Genomic DNA, 24,635 nt, shown 5'->3' with positions numbered 1-24,635 from the left:
AATAAGCTTCAGCATTTTGAACTTTTACGGCAATTCTTAAAGCATGAAACTAGCGACTCGACCCCATTAAAGAGTTTCTGTTCATGCCCGAACTTCCTCCGTCTGAAACTACGCGCAGCACCTATAAAGGCCCGCACTACGGGTTGATCAAACAAACGATTCCAGACTGGATCACCTCCAGCACACCGACAAGGCTCGGCCAACTGAACACCGCCACTCTGACGCGTCCGGCCGGGCTCGCCGGCCTGACCTCGGCGCAGCATCAAGCCCTGCAGGAGGCCAATGCCGACGGCTGGCGCACGCAGAACCAAGTGGACCGGCTGTTAAGCGATATCCAGGATGTCTATGCCTTCGCCGAACCGCGCTTGAAAAAAGCCATCCAGGATAAATACGGCCTCGACCTGAATGTGCAGACCACGTTTCTTTATTTATATATTCCGGTTGCAACGCCGTGGTACGTCATTGATTTTTCCAACGGCGTGACCACCCGCAAAGTGTCATTACTGGATGCCGCCCTGCATAACTTCGCCAAACGCGAAACATTTGATATCAACTCTTGCTATATCACTCAACCCGACTATCGCGGCCACTTCGCCGTGCTGCCGTTGGACACTACGATGTCGATCCAACAGTTCAAGACCCTGTGCCGTGAGCTGGACCTCGGCGCCCACTACCAACGCTACTTGAACGAGCGTCTGCTGCCTGAAGCCACGGCGGCGCGCACCGAATTGCAGCACCAGGTGATCGCCAGCCAAAAAGCAGCCCTCAAAGTCGCCGCTCACTTGGCCAGCATCCCCACTGTCGCGCAACAGCCCGCCGACTTGAGCATGGCCGGCTTCCACCTGCTGATGCGCACGCTGCGCGGTGATCGTGGCGTGATGCAGTTCTATCAATTGAGCATTCTGGACGTGTCCTTGAGCGGCATTCTGCTGATCGCCGCGGACCTGGAGCGGGTAACCAGCACCTCGAAGTTGATCGCCTATATCCCCCATGACCCCGAAAGCCCGGTCAAAGAATACGACTCAAGCCTCGCCTTCATGCAGGACCTGACGCGCAAACTGCAAACCAACGCGCCGATCCCGTCGCGCCAGCAACAGACCTACCAGCAGTTCTTCAGCCAGTTTGTCGATCACACTCAACGCGGGCATTTTTTTGCCAACCTGAGCCAGCGGCTGTGCCGCGTCCAATGGCATCAGTACAGCCCCTTGGACCCTCGCCCCAGCTGGCGCGAAACGCCACTGACCGCCCCCCGCCTGCAGTTTTCCGCGACCCCGATCAGGGGCGACCTGTGGCAATTTCTCTACCAGCAGTCGCTCAACAAGATCCTCAACGACGGGCACGCCATAGCGGTCTCCACCGCCGACGCCGACACCCACGCGCGCTGGGCCTGGTGGGATAACTTCACCCGCCTGTTATCGGATATTTTCAATGTCGCTCTGATGGTGGTCACGCCGTTCGTGCCTTACTTGGGCGAACTGATGCTGGCCTACACCGTGTTCCAACTCACCTATGATGCGGTCGAAGGCGCAGTGGATTTGAGCGAAGGCCAATTCAGAGAGGCCGGCGAACACCTGCTCACCGTCACCAACGACCTGGTACAAGTGGCCGCCTTCGCCATCGGCGGCAAAGTGGTGGGTGCGTTCAAGCGCTCGACGTTTATCGACGGCTTGCAACCCGTGCAGGTGGGCGACCGAACGCGCTTGTGGAACCCGGATCTGGCGCCCTACGCCCGCCCTGAATTGCAGTTGCCGGCCGACGCACAGCCCGATGCCCTCGGCCTGCATGGGCACCGCGCGCAGAAAGTCCTGCGCCTGGAGGGTCAGCATTATGTCGTCGAGCAGGATGAAACCAGCGGCACCTATCGCATCAAGCACCCCACCCGCGCCGAGGCCTACGCCCCCAGGCTCGTTCATAACGAGCACGGTGCGTGGTATCACGAAGGCGAGGACCCGCTGACCTGGGGCAGCCACAGGCTGCGCAGCCGCCTTGGCCCGGTGGTGCAAGGGTTCGACGCAACCCAACTGGAACAGGCCTGTGAGACCAGCGCCACCCGCGATGCAGACTTACGCATGATGTACGCCGACCGCGACAGCCCGCCGCCGCTGTTGGTCGACAGCCTCAAGCGGATACGGCTGCGGGCGCAGGTCGACCGCGCACCGGCCCAGGTGCGCGCCGGTACCGCCGCCAAGCTACCGGACAACTGGGCCGCGCAAACCACCAGCGAGCTACCCGGTTGGCCGCCGAACAAGGCCATCGCCGTGTTCATCAACGATGATTTGAGCGGGCACGCCCTCACCTACGGCGCAGCCACAGCCAGCGATGCCGACACCTTGAACATCAGCCATCGCGAGGTAAGCGCCGGCCAATTGCCCGAACGCCTCTCTACGTTCTTGAGCGACAGCGAATTCGCCGGCCTGTTGCCCGCGCCGGTCGGGCCTACGTCTGCCGCGCGCATCCAGGCCCTGCGCGGGTTACTGGCGGATAAAGTGGCGCGGGAAAAAACCGCCGTTTTCAACCATCTCTACAGCACCACGGAAGTGGCCGAAACCGCCCCTGGCGAGCTGATTCAACAACAGTTCCCGCAGTTGCCGAAAAACCTGGTGGCCAACCTGTTGCTGCGCACCTCGCCCGATGAGTTGGAAACGCTGAACACACAACGGCAGATCCCTCTGCGCCTGAAAAACCTGGCACGGGCACTGGCCAACGAAGTGCGCGCCAGCCACGCAAGCGAGGGGCTCTACGATGACGCGTTGCTGACCCCGGACACCGAACGAATGGTGCTCAATATCCTGCGCCAGCACACCGACGCACTGAGCGACATAAGCATCGCCATTCACGAACAGACCGCCCAGGGCCAGGTGCGCTGCCAGGTTGGCGCCGCCGAGGCCGCCACGAGGAAAATCCTGCTGCACACAGGCCCTGGGCAGTACCAGATCCATGATATGAGCAGCGCTGCGCCGCAACCGCAGTTCAGCTTGTACGAAGCCCTGATCTGGCTGCTGCCGCCGGGCAAGATTGATTATGTGGCCGGCCAGGGCGCGATTTTCAAAGCCTGGCTCAAAGAAAAACTGGAACCCTTGAGCAACCGTCGCACGCTGCTGCAAGCCCCCACACGGCGTCAGGTGGATGAACGCGCCGCCCAATCGCTGTTGCAAAAGCCCATGTTCGACGCCTTTCGCCGCCTGTTTCGGCGCGAACCGCCACAACCGCCGACGCTCAAGGAAACCCTGGTCAGGTTATGCCCAAGTTTGAGCACCGAGCAGATCGAAGAGGTGACACCGCACCTGAAAACCCCGGAAGCGGAGCAACTGCTCAACACCCTGGAAATCGACCGCGCGGTGCTGGACACAGAGCTGGAGAACTTCCGCAAGCAGAAGCCCAGCCTGACCAAGGCCAGCGCCACGCTGGTGGCCAACGAAATGCTGATGCGCGGCCACATCATCAAGGAGTTGAAAAACTGCTGGGAACAAGGCGCCTATCAACGCCTGCTGCCTGCGCAGGCACGCTCCGGCGGAACGCGGCTGGACCTGAGCGAACTGACCCTGGGGCGCTATATCGCCAGCCTGGAGCCTCTGCGGGCGGACTTCAGCCATGTCACGCGCTTGAATGTCAGCGGCACACGCCTGGGGGATCGGGACACCGACTTCCTCGACAATTTCCCCAATCTGCGCAGCCTTGATCTGTCCGACAACAACCTCGCCGGCCTGCCGTCACAGCTGCCCAATATCAAGTTCCTGGCCAAACTGAATCTGAGCAATAACCCCATCGCCTGGCGCCCCAGCGACTACGCGATCCTTGAACGCTGCCAGCTTCTGCGCTCGTTGAACCTGGAAGGCAATACGCAGATGCGCGTCGCTCCGGACCTCAGCCACTTGCCTGAGCTGCGCCGCATGGTGTTGCGGCGAACCAGTATCAGCGCCTGGCCGGCGGGGCTGGACAGCCCGAAACGGGTCACGCCGGAACTGGACTTGAGCAACACCAACGTGCGCACCGTGCCTGAGTTCGCCTCGGATTCGTCAGCGGCGCGCATCGTGGCCAACAGTTGGCTGGACCGTACCAAGCTCGAACGCCTCGACGAAGACCGTTTTGTCAGCTATCGCCGCGCCCAAGGCATCGACCCCTATCGCACCCGCCCGGTCGGCGATAAAGCCAACCGGGACTACTGGACAAGCGGCCTGGAAGGCGAGGATCTGGAAACGGCCAAGGAGGTCTGGGACGAGGTCGAAAAAGAGCACGGTTCCCAGGGCTTGTTCGACGTGCTCCATCTGCTGCAACCGCCGGAGCGCTTTCAAACCCAGGAGGATGCGCGGTTGTTCCGCCAGGGCCGGGAAGACCTGTCCATACGCGTATGGCAGGTGCTGTTTGCCGTGGACGAGAACCCCCAGTTCCGCGAGCGCATATTCAGCCTGGCCGGCGCGCCCGCCAATTGCGCCGATGCCGGTGCGCAGATCTTCAACCGCATCGGTGTCGAGACGCTGTTGGAAAACATCCTCAAGGACCAGAGCCCCGCAGGCCTGGCCACCCGCGAGAGCCGCCTGGCGACGCTGGCCAAACAATCCTGGCGCCTGGATCAGGTCAACGAGCGCGCGCGTGCCGAAATCAAATATCGCACCGACCCGATCAGCCAAGGGGGGCTGGGACAAGCCTTCGGCAGTGGAGATAACCAGGTGGACGACGTGCAGGTGTACCTGGCCTACCAGACCGGGCTCAAGGCGCGACTCGACCTGCCGTGGCTGTCCGAACATATGGTCTACCGCAACACCGCCAGGGTCACGGAAACCCACCTCAGCCGCGCCGCTCGCTACATTGCCCATCAGGAGCGCGGCAACGGTCTGGTCGACGGCATGCTTGAGCAACCGTTCTGGAACGAGTACCTGCAAGAAAAATACGTTGAGTCGTTCAACCAAGCCTTGGAACAACGTGCCGAGGCCGGCAGCCAACTGGAGGACTTGCTGGAAGCGCACCGCGAGTGGGTGAGCCCGTCCGTGAGCGTCGAGCGCAAGGCCACGCTGCGCACACAGCTGGTCAGCCTGGCCGACACGTTGAACCTTGCGCAAGCCGAGGTGCTTGAGGAGCAGCCGCTGTCCGACGCGACGGTGAATACCTTCTACGAGCATATCCAGCGCGACTACCGAGATCTGGCACGGCGCCTGACCCGCCAGGCCTTAGAAATCGCAGCGCAAACATCCTGAAGCGTCCCCGCCCCTCGACAGTTGGCGAGGGGCGGTAGCCGGCTATTTTCGAGATGGATAATTTCGAAATCAAACGCCATCCCGTCGGGTATCCAACCCGGTATTCGCGCTTATTCTCGCCCCCTGCCCTCATTAGACTCGAATGCCTCATGAGCTGATTTCCAGGATTCATTGCATGGCTGACATCCCCTTTGCCCAAGCCTTTAAAGGGCTGCATTACGACTTCATCAACACTGCGCTTCCGCCCTGGCTGACCGCTACCCACCCACAACGCTTCAAAGCTTTACACCACGCTGCACGCCGCCACCCGATCCCTCCCACATCGCTACCGCGCCCCCTCAAGCAGGCAGTGGACGCGCACTGGCAAAACCTCAATGCGTTGGATGGGCAGTTTCAAGACTTGAACGATGTCTACGCCTACGCCGAGGTCAAACTGCACACGGCGTTGGCCCAGGATTACGGCGACATCGATGTGAAAAATACCTTTCTGCGCACCTATGTCAGCGCCACCCAGGCCTGGTGGGTGATTGACGTGACCCAGGGTGTCACCAGTCGCACCGTGTCGTTGCTGGAGGCGGCGCTGCACAACTTTGCCGACAACGAGCAGTTTGTCGATTACGCGTTTCTCTCGCGCCCCGACGCACGGGGGCAACAACGCAGCCTGAGCTTCACCCACAAGGTCAGCGGCGCGGCGCTGACTGTCGAGGGGTTCAAACAACTGTGTCGCCGGCTGGATATCGGCGCGCAGTATCAGGCCCAGCTCAAGAGAGCCCTGGGCTTCGAGCAGCGCAGCGTCGCCTATCGCGTGCGCCAGCACGTGCTTGCCCAGCAGAAAAGCGGCTTGAGCGCGGCCGCGCAACTGGCCGCGCACAAGGGCGATATTCCGCGCAACGCCCTGGCACCGTTGCTGGCCCTGGCCGCCGGCCAACCCGCCGTCGAGTGGGAGGGCCAGCCGCTGCATTGCCACACCCTGGACATGATGAACACGCGGCTCACCGGCATTATCCTGCTGCATAGCCCGCCATCGCCGCCCACGCCGCTGACCCAGGTGCTCGCCTATGTGCCGGACGACCCCGAACACCCGCTCAAGCACTACCCTTCACCGCAGGCCTTCATGGCTGAACTGACCCGCCAACTGCGCGACGTCGAGCACTATCAGGTCTTTTTCAGTCGCTTCGTCGCCCACGACCAACGCGGGTATTTCTTCGCCAACCTCAATGCGCGCCTAAGCCGCGTGCAGTGGCACCACAAAGCGCCCACCGACAGCCAGCCCAGCTGGAAAGACACGCCGATCGAGCACCCGCATCTGCAATTCAACGTGCAACGCTTCGAGCACGACTACCAGAACCGCTCGACCGTCTCCACGGAAAACGACCTGTGGAACTACTTGTATCGGGTGCGCTTGAACAAGATCGTCAACGATGCCCAAAGCCTCGCCGTCTCGACCCATCGCGTCGATCGCATGGCGCGTTGGGCATGGTGGGACAACTTGGAAAAAATCTTTTCCGACCTCCTTAATGTCGCGGTGCAAGTCCTCACGCCTTTCATACCCGGGCTGGGTGAACTGATGCTCGCGTACACCGCTTATCAACTGACCGACGAGGTCTTCGAAGGCATCGTGGACTGGGCCGAGGGCCAGGCGCGGGAGGCCGTGGAGCATATGTTTGGGGTGGCGCAGAACCTGTTGCAGCTCGGCACGTTCGCCGCCGGTGCGCAGGTCGCGCAACCGTTGCACCTGAAGCTGTCGGCCTTTGTAGAGGGCCTCAAAGCCGTGCAACTGCCCGACGGTCGCACGCGCTTGTGGAACCCGCAGATCAGCCCTTACGCCGATCCCTCACTGCAACTGCCGGCGCAAGCCCGTGCCGAGCCGTCAGGGCTGCACCGGCACCAGGGGCAAGCACTGCTCAGACGCGATGGCGAGCACTTTCGGGTGCGCTATGACGCCGAGCGCGACGAACATCGCATCGTGCATCCGCGCCGACCCGACGCCTATCAACCCAGGGTGCAGCTCAAGCGCGACGGCATCGTGCTGCACGAGGCGGAACACCCCCAGACCTGGGACCGTCCGACCTTGCTGCGTCGCCTCGGGCGACCGGTAGAGGGCTTGAGCGATACACAACTGGAGCGTATCCGCCGCATCAGCGGTTGCGACGACGACCTGCTGCGCGGCATCTACCACCACGACCAGCCGCTGCCGCCCCTGCTGGAAGACACCCTCAACCGCTTCGACGCCTATGCCAGTGCCAGCCGCTCCAGCGACAGTATTCGCGTCGGGCAGCCATTGGACCCGGCCTCGGCGTGGTTCGAGCAGACGGTTACCGAACTGCCCGGCTGGCCGGCGGATAAAGCCTTGCAGGTGTATCTACGCGCCGACCTCACCGGCGCCTCTCACCACTACGGCAATCCCGACGCAGCGCCCGCCGACACTCTGCAGATGAGCCTGGCGCAAGTGATGTCCGGCACACTGCCGGAGCGGGTTCTGGCATTTCTCGATGAACCCCAGACCGAGGCGCTGCTGGGCCAACATCTGCCGAAACCCCAACGGCTCCAACACCTGCGTAACCTGCTGGCCGATTACGTCAGCCAGCAGGCGCCCGACATTGGCCCTTACATGCACCGTTTGCGCGAGCTGTCCGACGAGCCGCGCACGCGCCTGTTGCGTGAGCACTTCCCGCGTTTGGAGAGCCACGCCATCGACGCGCTGCTCAGCAGCGCCGACAGCGACGAACTGCGGGTGATGGATGAGCACCAGCGCGTGCCGCTGCGCCTGAAGAACCTCGCCGGCGAACTGGATTTCGTCGCCCGCACCACCCATGCCTACGAGGGTTTCTATTTTCCCTGGCAGCAAACCCCGGACAGCGAACGCATGGTGCTCAACACCCTCAAGCATCACAGCGATGCCTTCGCCGACCTGCACCTGCAAATTCGCGAACGCACGGCCGATGGGCCGTTGCGCTGCGAGGCGGGGCCCATGGACGCCCAGGTGCGTCGCACGCTGATCCGCAAGGGCAACCATGGCTATGAAGTGCTCGACGATCAGTTAAAGCATCTGCACGGCCCGGACACGCTGTACGAGTCGATCCTCCGGGCCCTGCCCGATCCCACCCGGGAAGCACTGGGCTACAGCACCGGCCAGGGCACCGCGCTGCGCGGCTGGCTGATGCAAACCCTGGAACCCCTGGCCGAACGCCGTATCGCCTTGGCCGAGCCGCCGACACGCGCTCGCGCGAATCGGGAGACCCTGGCCCTGCTGGGCACACCGATGCCGAAAAGAACCGCTCGCGGGCCAACGCAGCCGAGCGCGGACCTGCATCGGGAGGCTCTGAAAACCCTGTTCCCCTACCAAAGTGAAGAACGTATCCAGACCTACATGGACACCGTCGGGCCGCAGGCCCTTGGCGAAACGATCAACACCCTGGTCGTCGAACGCATTCGCCTGAACGGCGAGCTGTCGCGTTGGGCACTGCAACCAGGCGCCCATAGCCTGAGCGTGGAGCGCGAGTTGCGCGCATTTATCAGCGCCAGAATCCTTGAATGCTGGGACGACCAGGTACGCGTCCGGGTCGAACATCGCGGTTCAGTGCTGGACCTCAGCGGCCTGGTGTTACCGGACGTGTTGCCGACGCTGCAAGCCGATTTCGGCCATGTGGTCGGGCTCAACCTGGCCAGAACCCGCTTCAAGGCAGCGCATGCCGATTTTCTCGCGCGCTTCCCCTCGTTGCGCACCCTCGATCTGACCCACAACCCCCTGACCCACCTGCCGGATACCCTGGTGGACCTGCGCCATCTGGAAAACCTCGACCTGTCGCACACCCTGCTGCAATTACGCGCGCGGGATGTCACCCGCCTGAAAAACCTGCGTTACCTGCGCCGCCTGAAACTCAACCACACCCCGACCCGCCAAGTGCCGGATATCGGGCGCATGCGCGACCTGCACGAACTGGACCTGAGCCGCACACCCATCGAACGCTGGCCGGACGGGGTGTTCGATGTGCCCCGGCCGCCGCACTGGCTGCTCAACCTGCAAGACACAGCCATTACCGAGGTGCCCGAGGTCGAATTGGGCAGCCCTGCCGCCCTGGTGGTTGCCCGCACGCGCCTGGATCGCTCACGTCTGGGGGCGGTGAGTCGCGAGCGCTTCAGGGCCTACCGCGAATCCGTGGGGCTGGACGCAGACCGCAGCTACGAGCCGCGCGGCGAGAGTGAACCCTGGCTGGCCTACCTGGACCCCACCGCTCAGGACGCCGCGCGCGCGCTGTGGGGTCGGCTGGAACACGAGCATGGCTCCCAAGGCTTCTTTGAAGTGATCAAGGCACTTGAAGCACCCGACGAATTCCAGAGCGCCGAAGACGAACAGCGTTACACCGCCAACCACCGCACCTTGACGCAACAGGTCTGGGAGCTGCTGGAAGCGGCGGACGCCGACACCGCCCTGCGCCTGAAACTGTTCGAGATGGCCAGTTACCCGGCCAACTGCGCCGATGCCGGCACGCAAATATTCAACGAGCTGGGCGTGGAGGTGTTGGTCCATCAGATCGAACGCTATGCCCCCTCGCCCGAGGTTCACGAGCAGCGTCTGGCCGTGCTGTGCCGGGGCATTGCGCGGTTGCGGCAGCTCAACGACGTGGCGCGGGCCGACATCCGCCAGCGCCTGGCGCCGCTCTCCCAGGGCGGCCAGGGCCTGCGGCTGCGCAGCGAAATCGTCGACAACCTGCCTGGCGAGGTGGATGAAGTAGAGGTGTACCTGGCCTACCAGACTGCGTTGGCGCAGCGCCTGGACTTGCCGTGGATCGCGGACCATATGATCTACCGCCTGACGGCCAACGTGAGCGAGGCGCAGATCGACAGCGCCTACCGCCAGGTGCTGGAACTGGGCGAAGGCGACGGCCTGGTCAACCGCATGCTGCTGGACCCACACTGGCGCGGCTGGCTGGAGCAGCGCTATCCCGAACGCCACGCGCAGCATCAGCAAAGGCTCAAGACACGTCACGGGCAGTTGTATGAGTTGCAAGATCTGCATGAACAATGGCGCAGGGCACCGACGCCCGAGGCCCTACAGCAGATGCAAGATTTGGCGACCCTATTGGGTATTACCGATGGGCAGTTACTAGGCGATGACGCTGCGTTTCAGGCCGCCTGCGAGCGCCTGGAAGAGACCCAGGGCTATGACGCCCTGGCGTGGATGCGCGAACAGACGCGCAACGCTTTGCGCGACGCCGGCGACTGGCGCAATCGAGCGCCGAAGCGTTGAGCCGCAAGCCCCGGCAGGCGTGCACGGGCGCGCGCCTGCCGGGGTCCGTCAGCGCACTTCGATCCGGCGTTGCGCATCGCCTTCCCACAGATAGAAGCGGTAGACGCGCCCTGCCTTCTTGTCGAAGCTGAAGGTGCGGCCGGGGAAGATATGGTTCTTGGTGGTTGGCGCGCAGTCGGTACTGTCATGGCCCGCACAGTCCTTGAACTCATCGACCAGTACCACGGTGTTGCCGGCATTGCGCATGACGTAGCGCTGCCCACCGTTCTCGATCTTCGTGTCGAAGCGGCTGTCCTTGGGACGAACGAAAAATACCGTGCCATAGCCAGCCATCACCTGCACGCCACCGGCCAGGGTGTTTTTATAGGCTTCGCGTTCTTCATCGCTGACCTGGAACTCATCGTCTTTCTCCGGCGCCACCGGCAAGTAACGCACGCGGAAGTAGCGCTCCTTGTCACGCTCGCCCATAAACAACAAGCGCGTGCTCTGCACACCGCCGGCCGGCACGATCAAGCGCGCCGGGCTGGCGATCAGGCCGTTGCGCACACTGCCGTCGGCCTCGGTCTTGAGCGGGACTTCGTCGTAAGTGCCGTCGGGCTTGTAGAGCATTTCGGTGATGTTGACCTTGACGAAAGCGGTCTTGGTGCCGCCGTTGAAGACCCGCTTGAGGTAGGTGCTTTTATCGCCGCGCAGATAATCGTAGAAATCCCCGACATTGATACTCGGCCCCGCCTGGGCACTCAGGGCACACAGCAACAGGCCCAGCCCCGCACATACACGCTTCATAACCGCTCCTTTGCACACCATCATGGCCTCACCGCATCAAACAGCAGCTCGACGCTGCCGTAGTAGTCACCTGGGGTAAACCCATCCGGCGGCTCGACGGCCGAGATATCCAGTAGCACGCGCTTGCCCTGGCGCGCTTCGTCCTGGGGCACCACCAGGGTGTCCTCCAGGCTCAGCACTTGGCCGTTGAACGTGACGCTCAGGTCGATGTAGGTACGCCCGCCGTTGAACAGGGTGGGCAACGCACCCAGGCGCGCATTGATGCCGCCGGCGGAACTCTTGACGTCGAAGTGTTCCCGCAAGGGCCGCAGGCGCCCCGGCACCAGGTCCCAGATCATCTGTTGTTCGCGCTCCAGAAAACCGGGCGTGATCGGCAACACGTAAAAATCCTGGGTGGGGATGGTCACCGACACATCGAACACTTGCACTTCACGAACCGCCTGTGCCGCAGGGCTGAACACCGCGCCACCGGTGAGCAGCACCAGGCCCAGCAGGGCCGGACCGCCTCGTTTCCACCCACGATGGGTGCGTTTACTGACTCTCATCCTTTGACCTCATAAGGTTTCTTGTCGCTGCCTTCGATCAGGGTGAAGCGGTAGGTCCGCCCCTTTTGCTTGTCAAAACCAAACGTGCGACCGGGCAGAATGTGGTTCTTGGTGGTTGGCTGGCAGTCCTTGGGATCGGCCGCGGAGCAGTCCTTGAATTCGTCGACCACCACCACACTGTTGCCCGCGTTGCTCAGGCGGTAATGGCCGGCGCTGTCGTCGACGCCGGTCTGGAAACGCGCGTCCTTAGGCCGCACGAAAAACACCGTGCCATAGCCCGCCAATACCGTTACCCCGGCAGACAAAGCGCCTTTATAGGCTTCGCGTTCTTCTTCCGAGAGAGCGAACTCGTCGTCCTTTTCCGGCATCACCGGCACGAAGCGCACGCGGAAATAACGCTCTTTTTCCCGCTCGCCCAGGTACAGCAGACGCGTGCCCTGCATGCCATTGGCCGGCACGATCAAGCGCGTGGGGCTGGCCATCAGGCCATCGCGCAAACTTGCGTCGGTGGCGGGTTTGACTTCCACCTCTTCGGAGGTGCCGTCGGCGTTGTAAAGGATCTCCAGCACCTGGACCCTGACGAACGCCGTGCTGTCGCCGCTGTTGAACACGCGCTTGAGGTAGGTGCTCTTGTCACCGTCCAGGTAGTCGTAAAACACCCCGACATTCAGGCTGGGCCCGGCCTGCGCCCCCAGCGGCAGGCCGCACAGCAACCACAAGGCCCACACATATTTGCTCCACATAACGCTCTCCAATAACACGTGTGACGTCGTTTACAGGTCCGAATCCCAGATCACCGTGGCCATCCCCGAATAGGTGCTGCCGCCCTGGCTCAGCATGTTGTCGGTGTGCTCTCGGCCAACCTCGAAATGCAGGGTGCCGGGCCGGCGATTCACGTAGTGCCCAGGCTGGAACAGTTGGGTACCCGCGCCGCTGAGCAACAGGGGCTGGCGGTTCACCGCCGAACCATCGGGGCGGTTCAGGCCATAGGGCAGGCTGACGCTGATATCCAGCGGCACTTGATGGCCGTCGGCGTTACGCAAGGCGCAGGTGTCGCCCATCACGCGCTCGCATTCCAACTGCATCTTGAAACGCGAAGACGCGGAGATATTGAAGGTCTGGTCACGGAACAGCCGCGCAGGTTTACGCCCCTGATTCAGCCAGGCTTGCCAGCCGCCCTGGGGCACCAGTTCGATGCGGTTGCCGCCGGGGGGCACTTCGACCTGCAAGGTGTGCAGCACATCCAGACTGAAATTGAGGGTCAACTGGTTGTCGCTGGGGATCACCACGTCGCCGAAATCGAAGTCCTGATGCGGCCCCATGGTGTAGGTGATGTTGCCAACGTATTGCCCTGACGACATACCCAACGGGTTCGGGGTTCGCAGCGCATAGGCGAACTCGAAGGTGCTGTACCAGAACCGCGTAATCGTGGTGCCGGGGAATCGGCTGCACACCCCCGCTCCCTCCGGCACCAGCCAGAAGAACAGAGCCAGGGTGTTGTTGCCGGTGAGAAACCCGGTGCTCTGGCAAGGGCTCGGCGCAGTTGACCACTGCCCTTGCCAGGAATACCCAGGCCGCGCCCAGGCACTGGTGTTGGGGCGCACATCCCAACGGTGCCCGATCCCGGCAATGCGCACCTGCACGGTTTCGGTTTCGCCGGTACGGGCATGGGTCACCTGTACATCCCGCCACTCGGACGGCACTTTCCACATTGCGCCTTGGCGCGGATCCTCGTGAAGGGCCTCGATAGGCGCGTTGGCGTTGGCGGCAAAATTATTGGTGCGAATGGTAAAAATCCCCATCTGCTGGCAGCGGTTAGGCATATGCCAGGCGCACACGCCAGTGACCGGCGTGGTGTTGCGAAACTCGTTCTTGGTCGGGTTCGCCGGGTCGGGGACAAATTCGGCGGTGATGTCCTGGGACAGCGCCTGTGCCGTGCCGGTAGCGCCAACGCCCAACAGGCCGGCCAGCGCGACACGCGCCAATCGTGATGTTCTGCTCATAAATCCGAATCCCAAATAACAGTGGCTTGTCCCGAATAAGTGCTGCCGCCCTGAGCCAGCATGCTGTCGGCATGCTCTTTGGCGACCTCGAAATGCAGGGTGCCGGGGCGGCGATTGACGTAGTAGCCAGGCTGGAACAGCTCGGTACCCGCGCCGCTGAGCAGCAAGGGCTGACGGTTCACGGCCGAACCATCGGGGCGGTTCAGGCCATAGGGCAGACTGACGCTGATATCCAATGGCACTTGATGGCCGTCGGCGTTGCGCAAGGCGCAGGTGTTGCCCATCACGCGCTCGCATTCCAACTGCATCTTGAAACGCGAAGACGCGGAGATATTGAAGGTCTGGTCGCGGAACAACCGCGCCGGTTTGCGCCCCTGATTCAGCCAGGTTTGCCAGCCGCCTTGGGGCACCAGTTCGATGCGGTTGCCGCCGGGTGGGACCTCGACCTTGAGGTCGTGCTGGACCTCCAGGAAAATACTGAAGGTCAGTTGGTTATCCGTGGGAATCAGCACATCGCCGAAATCGTAATCACCACCAGGCCCCATTGTGTAGGTCAGGCTGCCCGTGTATTCGCCACTGGACATCCCCAAGGGGTTGGGGGTCCGTAGCTCATAGGCGTACTCCATCTGGTAGATACGCATATAGGCCAATTCTTGGGAGGGCTTACGACTGCAGACCCCAGCGCCTTCCGGCACCATCCAAAAATAGGTAGCGGTTTGCAAACCAGCCTTCAAATGACCGGTTGAAATACATGGGCTCGGCGCCCTTGCCCATTGTTGTGTCCAACCAACCCCAGGTTGCGCCCAAGCAGAAACCCCAGGCGGACGCGGCACCTGCCAAAGACCACCAAAACCGGCAATGCGCATTTGCACTGTTTCGGTTTCTCCGGTCTTGGTATGCGTCACCAACACGTTCCGCCAATGCGACGGCACCTGCACCATGAACCCCTGTCGCTCATCGGCGTGATTGGCCAGGATCGGGCCGTTGGACAACGCGTCAAAACCGGGGATGCGAAGGCTGAACAGATTCAGGGCCTGACACTGCGTCGGGATATGCGACTGACAGATAGAACTGATCGGCGTGGTGTTCTGGAACTTGTTGACCATGGGGTTGGTAGGGTCCGGTTTGAACAGCGCGGTGATGTTCTCGGATATGGCCTGGGCTGTCCCCGTCCCTCCTAGGCTCAACAGTCCGACCAAGACGGCAAGGTTCAACGGTGATGCGCGATTCATAGATCCGAATCCCAAATAACGGTGGCTTGCCCCGAGTAAGTGCTACCGCCCTGAGCCAGCATGCTGTCGGCATGCTCTTTGGCGACCTCGAAATGCAGGGTGCCGGGGCGGCGATTGACGTAGTAGCCAGGCTGGAACAGCTCGGTGCCCGCGCCGCTGAGCAGCAAGGGCTGACGGTTCACCGCCGAACCATCGGGGCGGTTCAGGCCATAGGGCAGGCTGACGCTGATATCCAATGGCACTTGATGGCCGTCGGCGTTGCGCAAGGCGCAGGTATTGCCCATCACGCGCTCGCACTCCAACTGCATCTTGAAACGCGAAGACGCGGAGATATTGAAGGTCTGGTCACGGAACAGCCGCGCCGGTTTGCGCCCCTGATTCAGCCAGGCTTGCCAGCCGCCTTGGGGCACCAGTTCGATGCGGTTGCCGCCGGGTGGGACTTCGACCTTGAGGTCGTGCTCCACACTCAGCGTAAAGTTGAAGGTAAGGACGTTATCGTTGGGCATCATGACGTCGCCCATATCGAAATCCATCCCCGGCCCCACGGTATAGGTCAGGCTGCCCACGTAATCGCCCGAGGACATGCTCAGCGGATTCGGCGTGCGCAGCTCATAACCCAGGTACAGCGACGTGTAGCGCAAGTTCGGCACCCGGAACAACGCCTGTTTGACACAGGTTCCATCTCCTTCCGGGATTCGCCAAAAATACGATGAGCCCGTCGAAGTGACTGTTTGAGTTCCGCTGGTTTGCCTGCACGGCAGAGCATCCCTGGCCCACCAGCCGCCGCGCCACATCAAGTTATGCCCAGCAGCGCCCCCAGTCCCGGTCATTTGCGAGACATTGCCGCCCAGCTCATGCCATCCACCCAAGCCACCAATACGCATGTCCAGCGTTTGCTGCTCGCCGGTCCTGACATGCGTGACCTGCACAGAGCGAAACTGCGAGGGCACTCTGAACATGGCGCCTTGGCGCATTTCATTGTCGGCGGCGATGGGCCCATTGGCACTGAAGCTCAAGGGCGATAGCAAACTGGCCAAGCCCCATGTTTCACAAAACGCCGGTTGCCACAGACAATGCCCCAAGTTCGGTGAGGTGTTGACGAACTTGTTCACCATAGGGTTCGCCGGGTCGGGTTTGAACACTGCCGTCACATCCAGTACGCCCGCGAAAGACAAGGGCGTTGGAACCCCCAGCACCAATGCGATCGCCACACGCTGGATGCGTTTGAGCCCTGCTCTGCACAAAATCACACCGTTAACCCGCTTTGCCACTGCCATTGAAGGCCTCCGCTAACGTATCCGCGGTGCAGCGCAAGTCGCCGATCATCAGCACGTTGCTTTCCTCACGGGCCTTGGAAGGATCGAGTCGGAACTGGCAGAGCAACTGGTTGTTGCGCCGCACTTCGAGGGTGGGCGAGCTGGCGTTCATCTCAAGCGAGAAGAAGCCGTCGACTTCGCTGACGCCACGGGTGGCGTGGTTGATCACATGCAGGCCCTTGAGCGGCTTGCCCTGAGGGTCGACCAGGCGCCCGAGCACGGTGACGGTCTGCATCACGCTGATCTTGCGGTAATCCACCCCGCCCTTGTTCAGGTGGTAGCGCGTCCGTTGCGGCTGGATCGAGGCCGACGGCCCATGGTTGCCTTCGAAGTCGAAGCTGACCGAGCTGCCTTTGTAGGCCGCCACCGGAATGAAGTTACGCCCCGGCCGCAACGCCGTGCTGCCGCCGCTCATGTCATCGGCGCGCAGGGCGATGTCATCCACGTCGGTTTCCACGTCCACGATCAAGCCGGAACCGGACCCGTGGTACTGGCTGGTGAGCACCATTTCCCGCTGCCCCATGGCGAAGGTGCTGTCCAGGTTCAGGCCGCCGGACAGTTCGTTGTTGAACGAAGAACGCTGGACGAAGCCGTCACCGGTAACCACATCGTTCTGGAAACTGGCCATGCCGGACAGACCGACGCCGTAAGTGTCGGTGATCGCGGTCGCCGACACGCTTTGCAGGACGTGATCCTTGAGGTCTTTGCGGTAGGTCAGCGAGGCGTTGTTGTCGCGAGTGCCGTCACGGGCGGTACGGGTGCCGATGCTGGCGGACCATTGCTCGCCCGGCGCACCGAGGGCCAGGCTGACACTCAGGTCGACACCGCGGTTGCGCCGGTCACCGGTGCTGGCGGTCGCCGGCCGGTCGAACACCGACAACCGCCAGTTGGCGTCGTTGCCGAACAGGTGGGTGCGTTCGGTCCAGCCCAGGTCCAAGCCCAAACCATCGGTATTGCCTTGGCTCTAAGACACGCGGCCATTGATCGAACGCAGGTTGCTGAGCCGGTGGTTGAGGGACAGCGATGCGTTGCTGGTCTGGCCGACGAACACATCGCGCTGGCGGATGCGCGTGCCGTCGGGCAGGGTTTCGTAGGTGTTGCGGGTGTCGAGCCAGCTACGGGTGTAGTTGAACACCACCGTGCCGGCACCGTAGTTGTAGAGGGCGTTGAAGTCGGCGCCGGTGCCGTATTTTTCGGTCTGGTACAGGTTGGCATACAGGCTGGCGTAGTTGGCCAGGGTCCAATCGATGGAGGTGCCGTACTGCATGTTGTCCTTGACCTGGCGCCCGGACACGCCCAGCACCACGCGCGGGTGTGCCAGGTAATTCAGCGAGACCCCGGCGGTTGGATCGCCGCTGGTCTGCTCTTCGTAGTTGCTCAGCAGTTTGCTTTCCCGGCCCGCAAACAGGTTGTAGCGCCAGCGCTCGTCGAGGTTGCGCCAGTTGTTGGGTTTGTAGACCAACTCTTGTGTGGTGCTGGTGATCTGGCCGTCTTCGATCAGGCGCACTTCCACTTCATAAATGCCGCCCGGCAAGGCACGGGTGTCCAGACTCTGCAAACCGCTGCCGACGGCCTGGGTGTTGATCAGCAGGCCATTGCGGTAAATCTCCACCGATGCCTGGCGGCTGGCGGTGACGTAAATCGGATACACGGCAGGCTTGGGGTTGTTGATCATCAGGCTGTCGGAGCTGCCGTACATCACCCCGATGGCGGTGTCCGGGCTCGCGCCGAAGGAGCGCAGTTGGCGGGTCAAACCTTCGGAGTTGGGGGTGAAATAGCCCAAACGCAGGAAATTGCCTTGCAGCTCGCGCTGGGTGTAGAGCGAATAAACGGCGTGGTTGAGGTCCTGGTCATCCGGCCCGCCCAGCCGCGACAACTGCATGTTCAGGGTCTGGCTCCACAGGCCCAGGCTGCTGCTGGCATCCAGGCCGAAGCGCCCGCCCAGGTCCTGGCCTTCGCCGCCACTGAGGTTCAATTGGTTACGTACGATCAGGCCGGTGCTGCCGCCGGTGGGCAGGAAGTAGTAGCGCTCTTCGTCGGCGTCACGTTCGGCGTCCTCGGTCAGCAGGGAAACCTTGGAACCTTCCAGGTTGTAGTGCACCGCCAGGAGTTTCTCCGGGCAGTTACTTTCGCAGCTTCCCAGTTTCACGCCTTGTTTCAGATAGTCGGCCCAGCGATCGCGCTCGTCGTCCTTGATCACGCTGCCGTCGTGGTCGGTGAATTCGAGCAAGGTCAGGCGGTCATCCCGCGATAGCACCACCATCGCTTCAGAAACAAACTCCTGATCGAGTTCAACCCTGACCGCCAGAGGCACATCAAAAAAATGCTCTTCAAAGTCTGCCGGCAAACCCTTGGCCTGGGAGAGCAAACTACGGGGTGTGGTGCCGTTGGCGGGATCTGCCGCCAACGCGCCCGCACAAAACAACAGGGCGAGCGCTGCCGCGATGGGAGTCATCGGGAACATGAACGGAATACTCTGATTTTCGAACTGCAATAAGGGAACCGATCAACCGACATGACTGCCTGCCGATCGGTATCACTACCCAATAAGCCGACGCTTATTGATCAGCGGGCCTGCCTCACTGAGTGACGCGAGGCTCGTGATCGAACACGATGGTGTAGTTGGTGGTGAAGAGCCCGGAAACACCGTCAGCCGGCTTGGCCGCGGCAATCACCAGATCAGCCTGAGTACCCGGCGTGGAGCTGGCGTCATCGACCACTTCCAGCGGCGAGCCGGTCAGCACCACACCGTTGAAGGTGTTGGTCAGAGCGATGGCGTCGGTGCCGTTGCTCAACGAAGCAGGACCACCTTCGATGTAGGCTTTGATGGAGCCTTCGGTGTTTTTCACGTCGTAAGTGGCGCGCAAGGAACTCAGCTCACCGGACACGGTGTTGTAGTTCATGACTTCGTCACGACCAAAGTTCGGGTCACGCGGCTGAACGTGGAACTGTTTAGTCGGGATCGAGGCTTTGATGTTGATGACGCTGGACGCTTCACCGACAGCGAACACACTGGACGAACCGAAAGCCAGGGCAATCAGTGGCAGTACGAAAGCGGTTTTTTTAAGCATTTTGAGTACCTGTTATCGCATTAAGAGCGTTAGTTGAAAAACTCAGTTTCGTGCGTGGCACAACTCGAAAAAACCGAGTCCTGCGACGCACGTAAATAGTCCCTCGAAACGCCTTTTCGCGAAGCCAGTACTTTCGTTTAAAGCAGTAGTTAATCACGACACGACAAGACAGAAGAAAACCTTGATATTCAATATCATGGATATTAACTGTAAGCCGCTTATTACATCACTTAATGCAGCGTACTACTTACATTAACAACTCGACTGTAAGACGAATACTACATGCCGTACAGGGCCTGATTATTATCTGATTTAGAGTAATAACTCCAACTAACAAGTTAGTATCAGACACTTGAAAACGCTACTTATTTGCTGAGTAAAACAGCCGATCAGCCGCCGTTGCAGACCCAGTGCAGCCCAGCTCGCAAGGGCTTGCGCGCGCCGATACCGTTCGTCAGAGGTTTTTGCATGACTCATAAGATATATCTTACGTTGTATCTAAATGAGACAGGAGAGCATGACCATGAGAGACCCTCATCACCACCGAGACCACGGTGACAGCCGCGACGGCTTCGACAAACGCCCCGGCCGCGAACGCGGCGGGCGCGGCCCACGGGTGTTTGCGCCGGGGGATTTGAAATTGCTGCTGCCGGCGCTGATCGCCGAACAGCCGTGCCACGGCTACGATTTGATCCGCCGCATCGAAACCTTGTTCGACGGCGCCTACACCCCCAGCCCTGGGGTGATCTACCCCACGCTGACGTTCCTGGAAGAAAGCGAGTTGATCGCCGGCGACAGCGAAGGGGGGAAAAAACGCTACACCATCACCGACGCCGGTCGTCTCTTCTTGAGCGAACAGGCGGTTGCCCTCGATGGCATTCGTTTGCGCATGGACGTCAGCAAACGCTCGTTGCGCGGCCACGACCGCCCGCCGGAAATCCACGAGGCGGTGCATAACCTGCGCCATGCCTTGCATTCGCACCACGGGCGCTGGAGCCCGGAAGAAATCGTGCGGGTCGCCGCGCTGCTCAACGGCACCGCCCAAGCCATCGCTGACGGGAAAGCTCAATGAATAAGCCAGGTATCCACCGCGTCACCCACGAGATCAAACGCCGCCGCCTCGACGTGCTGCGCGTGGTCGACATCACTCCACGCATGCGCCGCATCACCTTGGGCGGGCCGGAACTGGCGGGCTTTATCAGCCTGGGCAGCGACGACCACATCAAACTGCTGTTCCCACGCAACGCGGCCGAACAGGCCGCGCTGGACAGCCCGACGTTCAACATCAAGGGCGACGGCCCGCAACCGGCCATGCGCGACTACACCCCGCGCCGTTATGACGCGCAACGCGGCGAACTGGACATCGACTTCGTGCTGCACGGCGATGGCCCCGCCTCCACTTGGGCCGCACAGGCTACGCCCGGCCAGCACCTGCACATCGGCGGGCCACGGGGTTCGATGGTCGTGCCGGACATGTTCGACAGCTACCTGTTGATCGGCGACGAAACCGCGCTGCCGGCCATCGGCCGACGTCTGGAAGAACTGCCCGCCGGGCGCAAGGTATTGGCCGTGATCGAAATCGCCGATGCGGCGGAACGCCAGACGCTGCACAGCGACGCCGATGTCGAGGTGATCTGGGTGCTGCGCGGTCAGGATGACCTGCTGGAAGCCGTGCAAAACCTGACATTGCCCCAGGGCTCGCTGTACTGTTTTGTGGCGACCGAGACCCAATTGGCGCGGCGGGTGCGCCGGGTGTTGCTCGATACGCATCGGGTAAACGAGGAGTACCTCAAGGCCGTTGGCTACTGGCGCGCTGACGGCAGCGAAGAGGCATAACTCATCGCTCCAGCAGGATGAAGACCCACTCCTGATAGCAGCATGTCAGCCGACGATGAGCCGACTGACATGCCCGCATCAGCGCGATGGCGCTCGCAAAGACTTGTCCATCCCCACCACCAACAACGCAATCAGCACAAAACCCGCCAGAATGCCGCCGGCATTCACGAACACCTGTGGATAACCCAGCGTGCTCACATCGATGAACGGGTACTGATACTGCCCGAGCAAATCCCCCCGCAATAGCGCGTAGCCGAAGTACACCAGCGGGTAAATCACCCACAGGCCGATATGGGTTAAACGCAACTGCCCCTTGGGCACGCAACGCCACCAGTACAGCGCAAACAGCACGGGCATGACGTCGTGCAGCAATTCGTCGGCAATGAATTGAAAACCTTCGGGCTGCCACAAATGTCGCAGCAACAGGTTGTAAGCCACGCCCACCACCACAATGCTCACCGCGATGCCGCTGCTCACCGCCGGCGCGAGAAAAAACCGCTGCGCCGCCGACGGGCGTCTGACCAGGGCATAACTGAGCACCACCGCCGCCAGGGTGTTGGTCAACACGGTGAAGAAACTGAAAAAGTTGATCAGCCCGCCCATCAGGCTGGCGCCGGACTCCCAGCGCGAATAGAAAATCAGGTACTGCTGAATCGCCAGGCCCACCCAACCGGCCAGTGCCGCTGCTGCCACATACCGCTTCATGGGATCAATCCAACGGTCGTTTGGTGCGCATCAGCTTCACGTACAACCCTTCGACTTTTTCCCGCGCCCACGGGGTTTTGCGCAGGAAGGTCAGGCTCGACTTGATACTCGGGTCGCTCTTGAAGCAGCGGATATCAATGCGCTCGGCCAGGCCTTGCCATTCGTAATGTTCCACCAGCGTAGTGAGGATGTGTTGCAGGGTGACGCCGTGGAGCGGGTCGTTGCTTGTCGCGGTCATGCCAGGCCTATGAAAAAAGGGGGTCAGAAAGGTGCACACCTTATCACCCCGTCAGACCAGGTAAAAAAGTTCCCGTTCCCAGCGGAAAAGAGATGTTATATTGTAACTATAACTTTCAAATCTTTTCGCCGTTTTTCCAAGGAATGTCCGATGTCCCTCCCCTCCCTCTGGCGCTTGACTCCACTGGCCGCCGCTCTGTTGATCTGCACCGAAACCCACGCTCTGGAACTGCCGACCCAAGTCGTTACCGGCAATCCGCTGGGCAGTGAACAACTGGCCTCGCCCACCGCCGTGCTGGAGGGCGATGAACTGACCTTGCAGCAAAAAGGCAGCCTCGGTGAAACCCTGAACAAACAGCCGGGGGTGTCCTCGTCCTACTTCGGCCCGGGCGCCAGCCGACCGATTATTCGCGGCCAGGACGGCGACCGCATTCGCCTGCTGCGCAATGGCGTGGGCGCGCTGGATGCGTCGTCGCTGTCTTACGACCATGCAGTGCCGCTGGACCCGGTCAATGTGGAGCGCATCGAGATCGTGCGGGGCCCCGCCGCGCTGTTGTACGGCGGCAGCGCCATCGGCGGCGTGGTCAATACCTTCGATAACCGCATCCCCACCGAGGCCATCGAAGGCATCCACGGTGCCGGCGAGCTGCGCTACGGCGGCGCGGACACCACCCGCAGCAGCGCCGGCAAACTGGAGGCCGGCAACGGCACGTTCGCCCTGCATCTGGACGCCAGCGCGCGGTCGTTCAATGACCTGAAAATCCCCGGTAGCGCACGCAGCCGCCACGCTCCGGACAGCGACGACGGCCCCGGCAAAAACGGGCGCCTGGGTAACAGCGACGGGCGTCAGGACGGCGGCGCAGTGGGCGGCTCCTACACCTGGGACGACGGTTACGCCGGGCTGTCCTACAGCAACTACGACAGCAACTACGGCTCGCCCGCTGAACAGGACGTGCGAATTCGCATGCAGCAGGATCACTACGCGTTCGCGTCGCAGATCCGCAACCTGCAGGGGCCATTTACCTCGATAAAACTCGACGCGGGCTACACCGATTACGAACACCGCGAAATCGAAGGCGGCGAAACCGGCACGGTGTTCAAGAACAAAGGCTACGAAGCACGGGTGGAGGCGCGGCATCAGCCGATCGGCCCCCTGGATGGCGTGGTCGGTGCCCAGGTGACGCGCAACGAGTTCTCGGCCCTGGGTGAAGAAGCCTTCGTGCCGCAGACCGACACCACCGCCGGCGCACTGTTTATCCTCGAAGAACTGCAAGCCACCGAACGCCTCAAGCTCAGCCTTGGCGGGCGCCTGGAGTACACCCAAGTCGACCCGGACGCCAAGGGCAACGCGCGTTTCGCCGGGGCTGACCAAAGCAATAACTTCACCGCCGGCAGCCTGTCGTCGGGTGCGGTGTATACGCTGACGCCGATCTGGTCCCTGGCCGCAACCCTGGGCTACACCGAGCGGGCACCGACCTTTTATGAGCTGTACGCCAACGGCGCCCACGTCGCTACCGGCACATTCGAGTTGGGCGACGCCAATCTGAACAAAGAAAAAGCCGTATCCAGCGACCTGGCGCTGCGTTTCGACAATGGCACCCACAAGGGCAGCTTCGGTGTGTTCTACAGCCACTTCTCCAATTACATCGGTTTGTTGGGCACCGGTCGTACGCTCAACGACGAAGGTGAAGAAGACCCGGCCGGCATCCCTGAGTACGAATATTCCGGTGTGCGTGCGCGATTCGCCGGTTTCGAAGCCCAGGACCACTGGAAACTTGGAGAAGGTGCCTACGGGAAATTTGCGCTGGAACTGTCAGGCGATTACACCCGCGCCACCAACCTGGATACCGGCGAAGCCTTGCCGCGCATTGCGCCATTGCGCTTGAACAGCGGCCTGCTGTGGGAACTGGACCGCTGGCAGGCGCGCATCGACGTGGAGCATGCCGCCGGCCAGGGCCGCGTACCGGATAACGAAAGCGGCACCAATGGCTACACCACCCTGGGCGCCAGTGCCGGCTACCGCTTCAACGTCGGCGGTAGCCAATGGCTGGCCTTTGTGAACGGTGAAAACCTCACCAACCAGACCGTGCGCTACGCCAGCTCGATCCTGCGCGACATCGCCCCGGCGCCGGGACGCAGCGTGCAGGTGGGCATTCGTACGACCTTTTAAAAAGCCGAGGTTCTTGTGGTGAAGGCGCCGGCCCCGCGCGGGGCAAGCCCGCTCACCACAAAAGAGCCGCTTCTTTTCAGCAAAGAAATATAGATACCCGCGTTGCACGCTGTGGGAGTGGGCTTGCCCCCAATGGCCATCGGCATCTACATAGATCTCAGGCTGACCCACAACGGTGTGGTGAGCGGGCTTGCCCCGCGCGAGGCAAGCTCTCTCACCACAAAAGAGCCGCTTCTTTTCAGCAAAGAAATATAGATACCCGCGTTGCACGCTGTGGGAGGGGGCTTGCCC

The 24,635-nt window shown here is 61.7% G+C and carries 14 protein-coding genes and 1 pseudogene; 5 read left to right on the top strand and 10 right to left on the bottom strand.

Going from position 1 to position 24,635, the window contains the following annotated elements; translation table 11 throughout:
- Nucleotides 1-83: 83 nt before the first annotated feature.
- Together HRH33_RS06360 and HRH33_RS06355 are read left to right on the top strand one after the other, a co-directional pair.
- Nucleotides 84-5,192, top strand: a complete 5,109-nt coding sequence (locus HRH33_RS06360; protein WP_167416377.1) for an NEL-type E3 ubiquitin ligase domain-containing protein — start codon at nucleotides 84-86, stop codon at nucleotides 5,190-5,192.
- Nucleotides 5,193-5,367: 175 nt separating this feature from the next.
- Nucleotides 5,368-10,443, top strand: coding sequence for an NEL-type E3 ubiquitin ligase domain-containing protein (locus HRH33_RS06355; protein WP_167416376.1), 5,076 nt, complete (start codon nucleotides 5,368-5,370; stop codon nucleotides 10,441-10,443).
- Nucleotides 10,444-10,491: 48 nt separating this feature from the next.
- Here HRH33_RS06355 and HRH33_RS06350 read toward each other — a convergent pair whose 3' ends face one another.
- The 8 genes and pseudogenes from HRH33_RS06350 to HRH33_RS06315 form a co-directional block, all read right to left on the bottom strand.
- Complete coding sequence (locus HRH33_RS06350; protein ID WP_034137143.1) at nucleotides 10,492-11,229, bottom strand: pilus assembly protein; 738 nt, start codon at nucleotides 11,227-11,229, stop codon at nucleotides 10,492-10,494.
- Nucleotides 11,230-11,249: 20 nt separating this feature from the next.
- Complete coding sequence (locus tag HRH33_RS06345; RefSeq protein WP_123480605.1) at nucleotides 11,250-11,774, bottom strand: CS1 type fimbrial major subunit; 525 nt, start codon at nucleotides 11,772-11,774, stop codon at nucleotides 11,250-11,252.
- Entirely contained in the window at nucleotides 11,771-12,517 is a 747-nt protein-coding gene (locus tag HRH33_RS06340) for a pilus assembly protein (RefSeq protein WP_052229510.1), read from the bottom strand. The genes HRH33_RS06345 and HRH33_RS06340 overlap by 4 nt, the downstream gene beginning before the upstream one ends.
- Nucleotides 12,518-12,547: 30 nt before the next feature.
- Nucleotides 12,548-13,777: a hypothetical protein gene (locus HRH33_RS06335; RefSeq protein WP_167416375.1), complete on the bottom strand. Its 1,230-nt coding sequence runs from the start codon at nucleotides 13,775-13,777 to the stop codon at nucleotides 12,548-12,550.
- Nucleotides 13,774-15,009 carry a hypothetical protein gene (locus HRH33_RS06330; protein WP_167416374.1) on the bottom strand — a complete coding sequence of 412 codons (1,236 nt, stop codon included), beginning with the start codon at nucleotides 15,007-15,009 and terminating at the stop codon, nucleotides 13,774-13,776. The genes HRH33_RS06335 and HRH33_RS06330 overlap by 4 nt, the downstream gene beginning before the upstream one ends.
- The gene (locus HRH33_RS06325; RefSeq protein WP_243269770.1) at nucleotides 15,006-16,286 is read right to left on the bottom strand and encodes a hypothetical protein; all 1,281 of its coding nucleotides are present in this window, start codon (nucleotides 16,284-16,286) and stop codon (nucleotides 15,006-15,008) included. The genes HRH33_RS06330 and HRH33_RS06325 overlap by 4 nt, the downstream gene beginning before the upstream one ends.
- Nucleotides 16,264-18,789: pseudogene (locus HRH33_RS06320) on the bottom strand (CS1-pili formation C-terminal domain-containing protein). Before HRH33_RS06320 ends, HRH33_RS06325 begins: the two are co-directional and overlap by 23 nt.
- Before the next feature lie 115 nt (nucleotides 18,790-18,904).
- The gene (locus HRH33_RS06315; RefSeq protein WP_034096086.1) at nucleotides 18,905-19,396 is read right to left on the bottom strand and encodes a CS1 type fimbrial major subunit; all 492 of its coding nucleotides are present in this window, start codon (nucleotides 19,394-19,396) and stop codon (nucleotides 18,905-18,907) included.
- A gap of 523 nt (nucleotides 19,397-19,919) precedes the next feature.
- Here HRH33_RS06315 and HRH33_RS06310 point away from each other — a divergent pair.
- Both HRH33_RS06310 and HRH33_RS06305 read left to right on the top strand, forming a co-directional pair.
- Complete coding sequence (locus HRH33_RS06310; RefSeq protein ID WP_034096085.1) at nucleotides 19,920-20,468, top strand: PadR family transcriptional regulator; 549 nt, start codon at nucleotides 19,920-19,922, stop codon at nucleotides 20,466-20,468.
- Nucleotides 20,465-21,232 carry a siderophore-interacting protein gene (locus HRH33_RS06305; RefSeq protein ID WP_167416372.1) on the top strand — a complete coding sequence of 256 codons (768 nt, stop codon included), beginning with the start codon at nucleotides 20,465-20,467 and terminating at the stop codon, nucleotides 21,230-21,232. The genes HRH33_RS06310 and HRH33_RS06305 overlap by 4 nt, the downstream gene beginning before the upstream one ends.
- A gap of 78 nt (nucleotides 21,233-21,310) precedes the next feature.
- Here HRH33_RS06305 and HRH33_RS06300 read toward each other — a convergent pair whose 3' ends face one another.
- Complete coding sequence (locus HRH33_RS06300; protein ID WP_167416371.1) at nucleotides 21,311-21,937, bottom strand: Pr6Pr family membrane protein; 627 nt, start codon at nucleotides 21,935-21,937, stop codon at nucleotides 21,311-21,313.
- Nucleotides 21,938-21,941: 4 nt separating this feature from the next.
- Nucleotides 21,942-22,175 carry a VF530 family protein gene (locus tag HRH33_RS06295; protein WP_034096082.1) on the bottom strand — a complete coding sequence of 78 codons (234 nt, stop codon included), beginning with the start codon at nucleotides 22,173-22,175 and terminating at the stop codon, nucleotides 21,942-21,944.
- A gap of 150 nt (nucleotides 22,176-22,325) precedes the next feature.
- On the opposite strand from HRH33_RS06295, the gene HRH33_RS06290 reads away from it, so the two are divergent.
- Nucleotides 22,326-24,344 (top strand): TonB-dependent receptor, encoded by a 2,019-nt coding sequence (locus tag HRH33_RS06290; protein WP_167416370.1) that lies wholly within the window; start codon nucleotides 22,326-22,328, stop codon nucleotides 24,342-24,344.
- Nucleotides 24,345-24,635: the final 291 nt, after the last annotated feature.

This window comes from Pseudomonas rhodesiae, assembly GCF_013285305.1.
Taxonomy (GTDB): domain Bacteria; phylum Pseudomonadota; class Gammaproteobacteria; order Pseudomonadales; family Pseudomonadaceae; genus Aquipseudomonas; species Aquipseudomonas rhodesiae.
The sequence above is the reverse complement of the archived record's forward strand: the minus strand, read 5'-3'. Positions and strand labels throughout refer to the sequence as shown.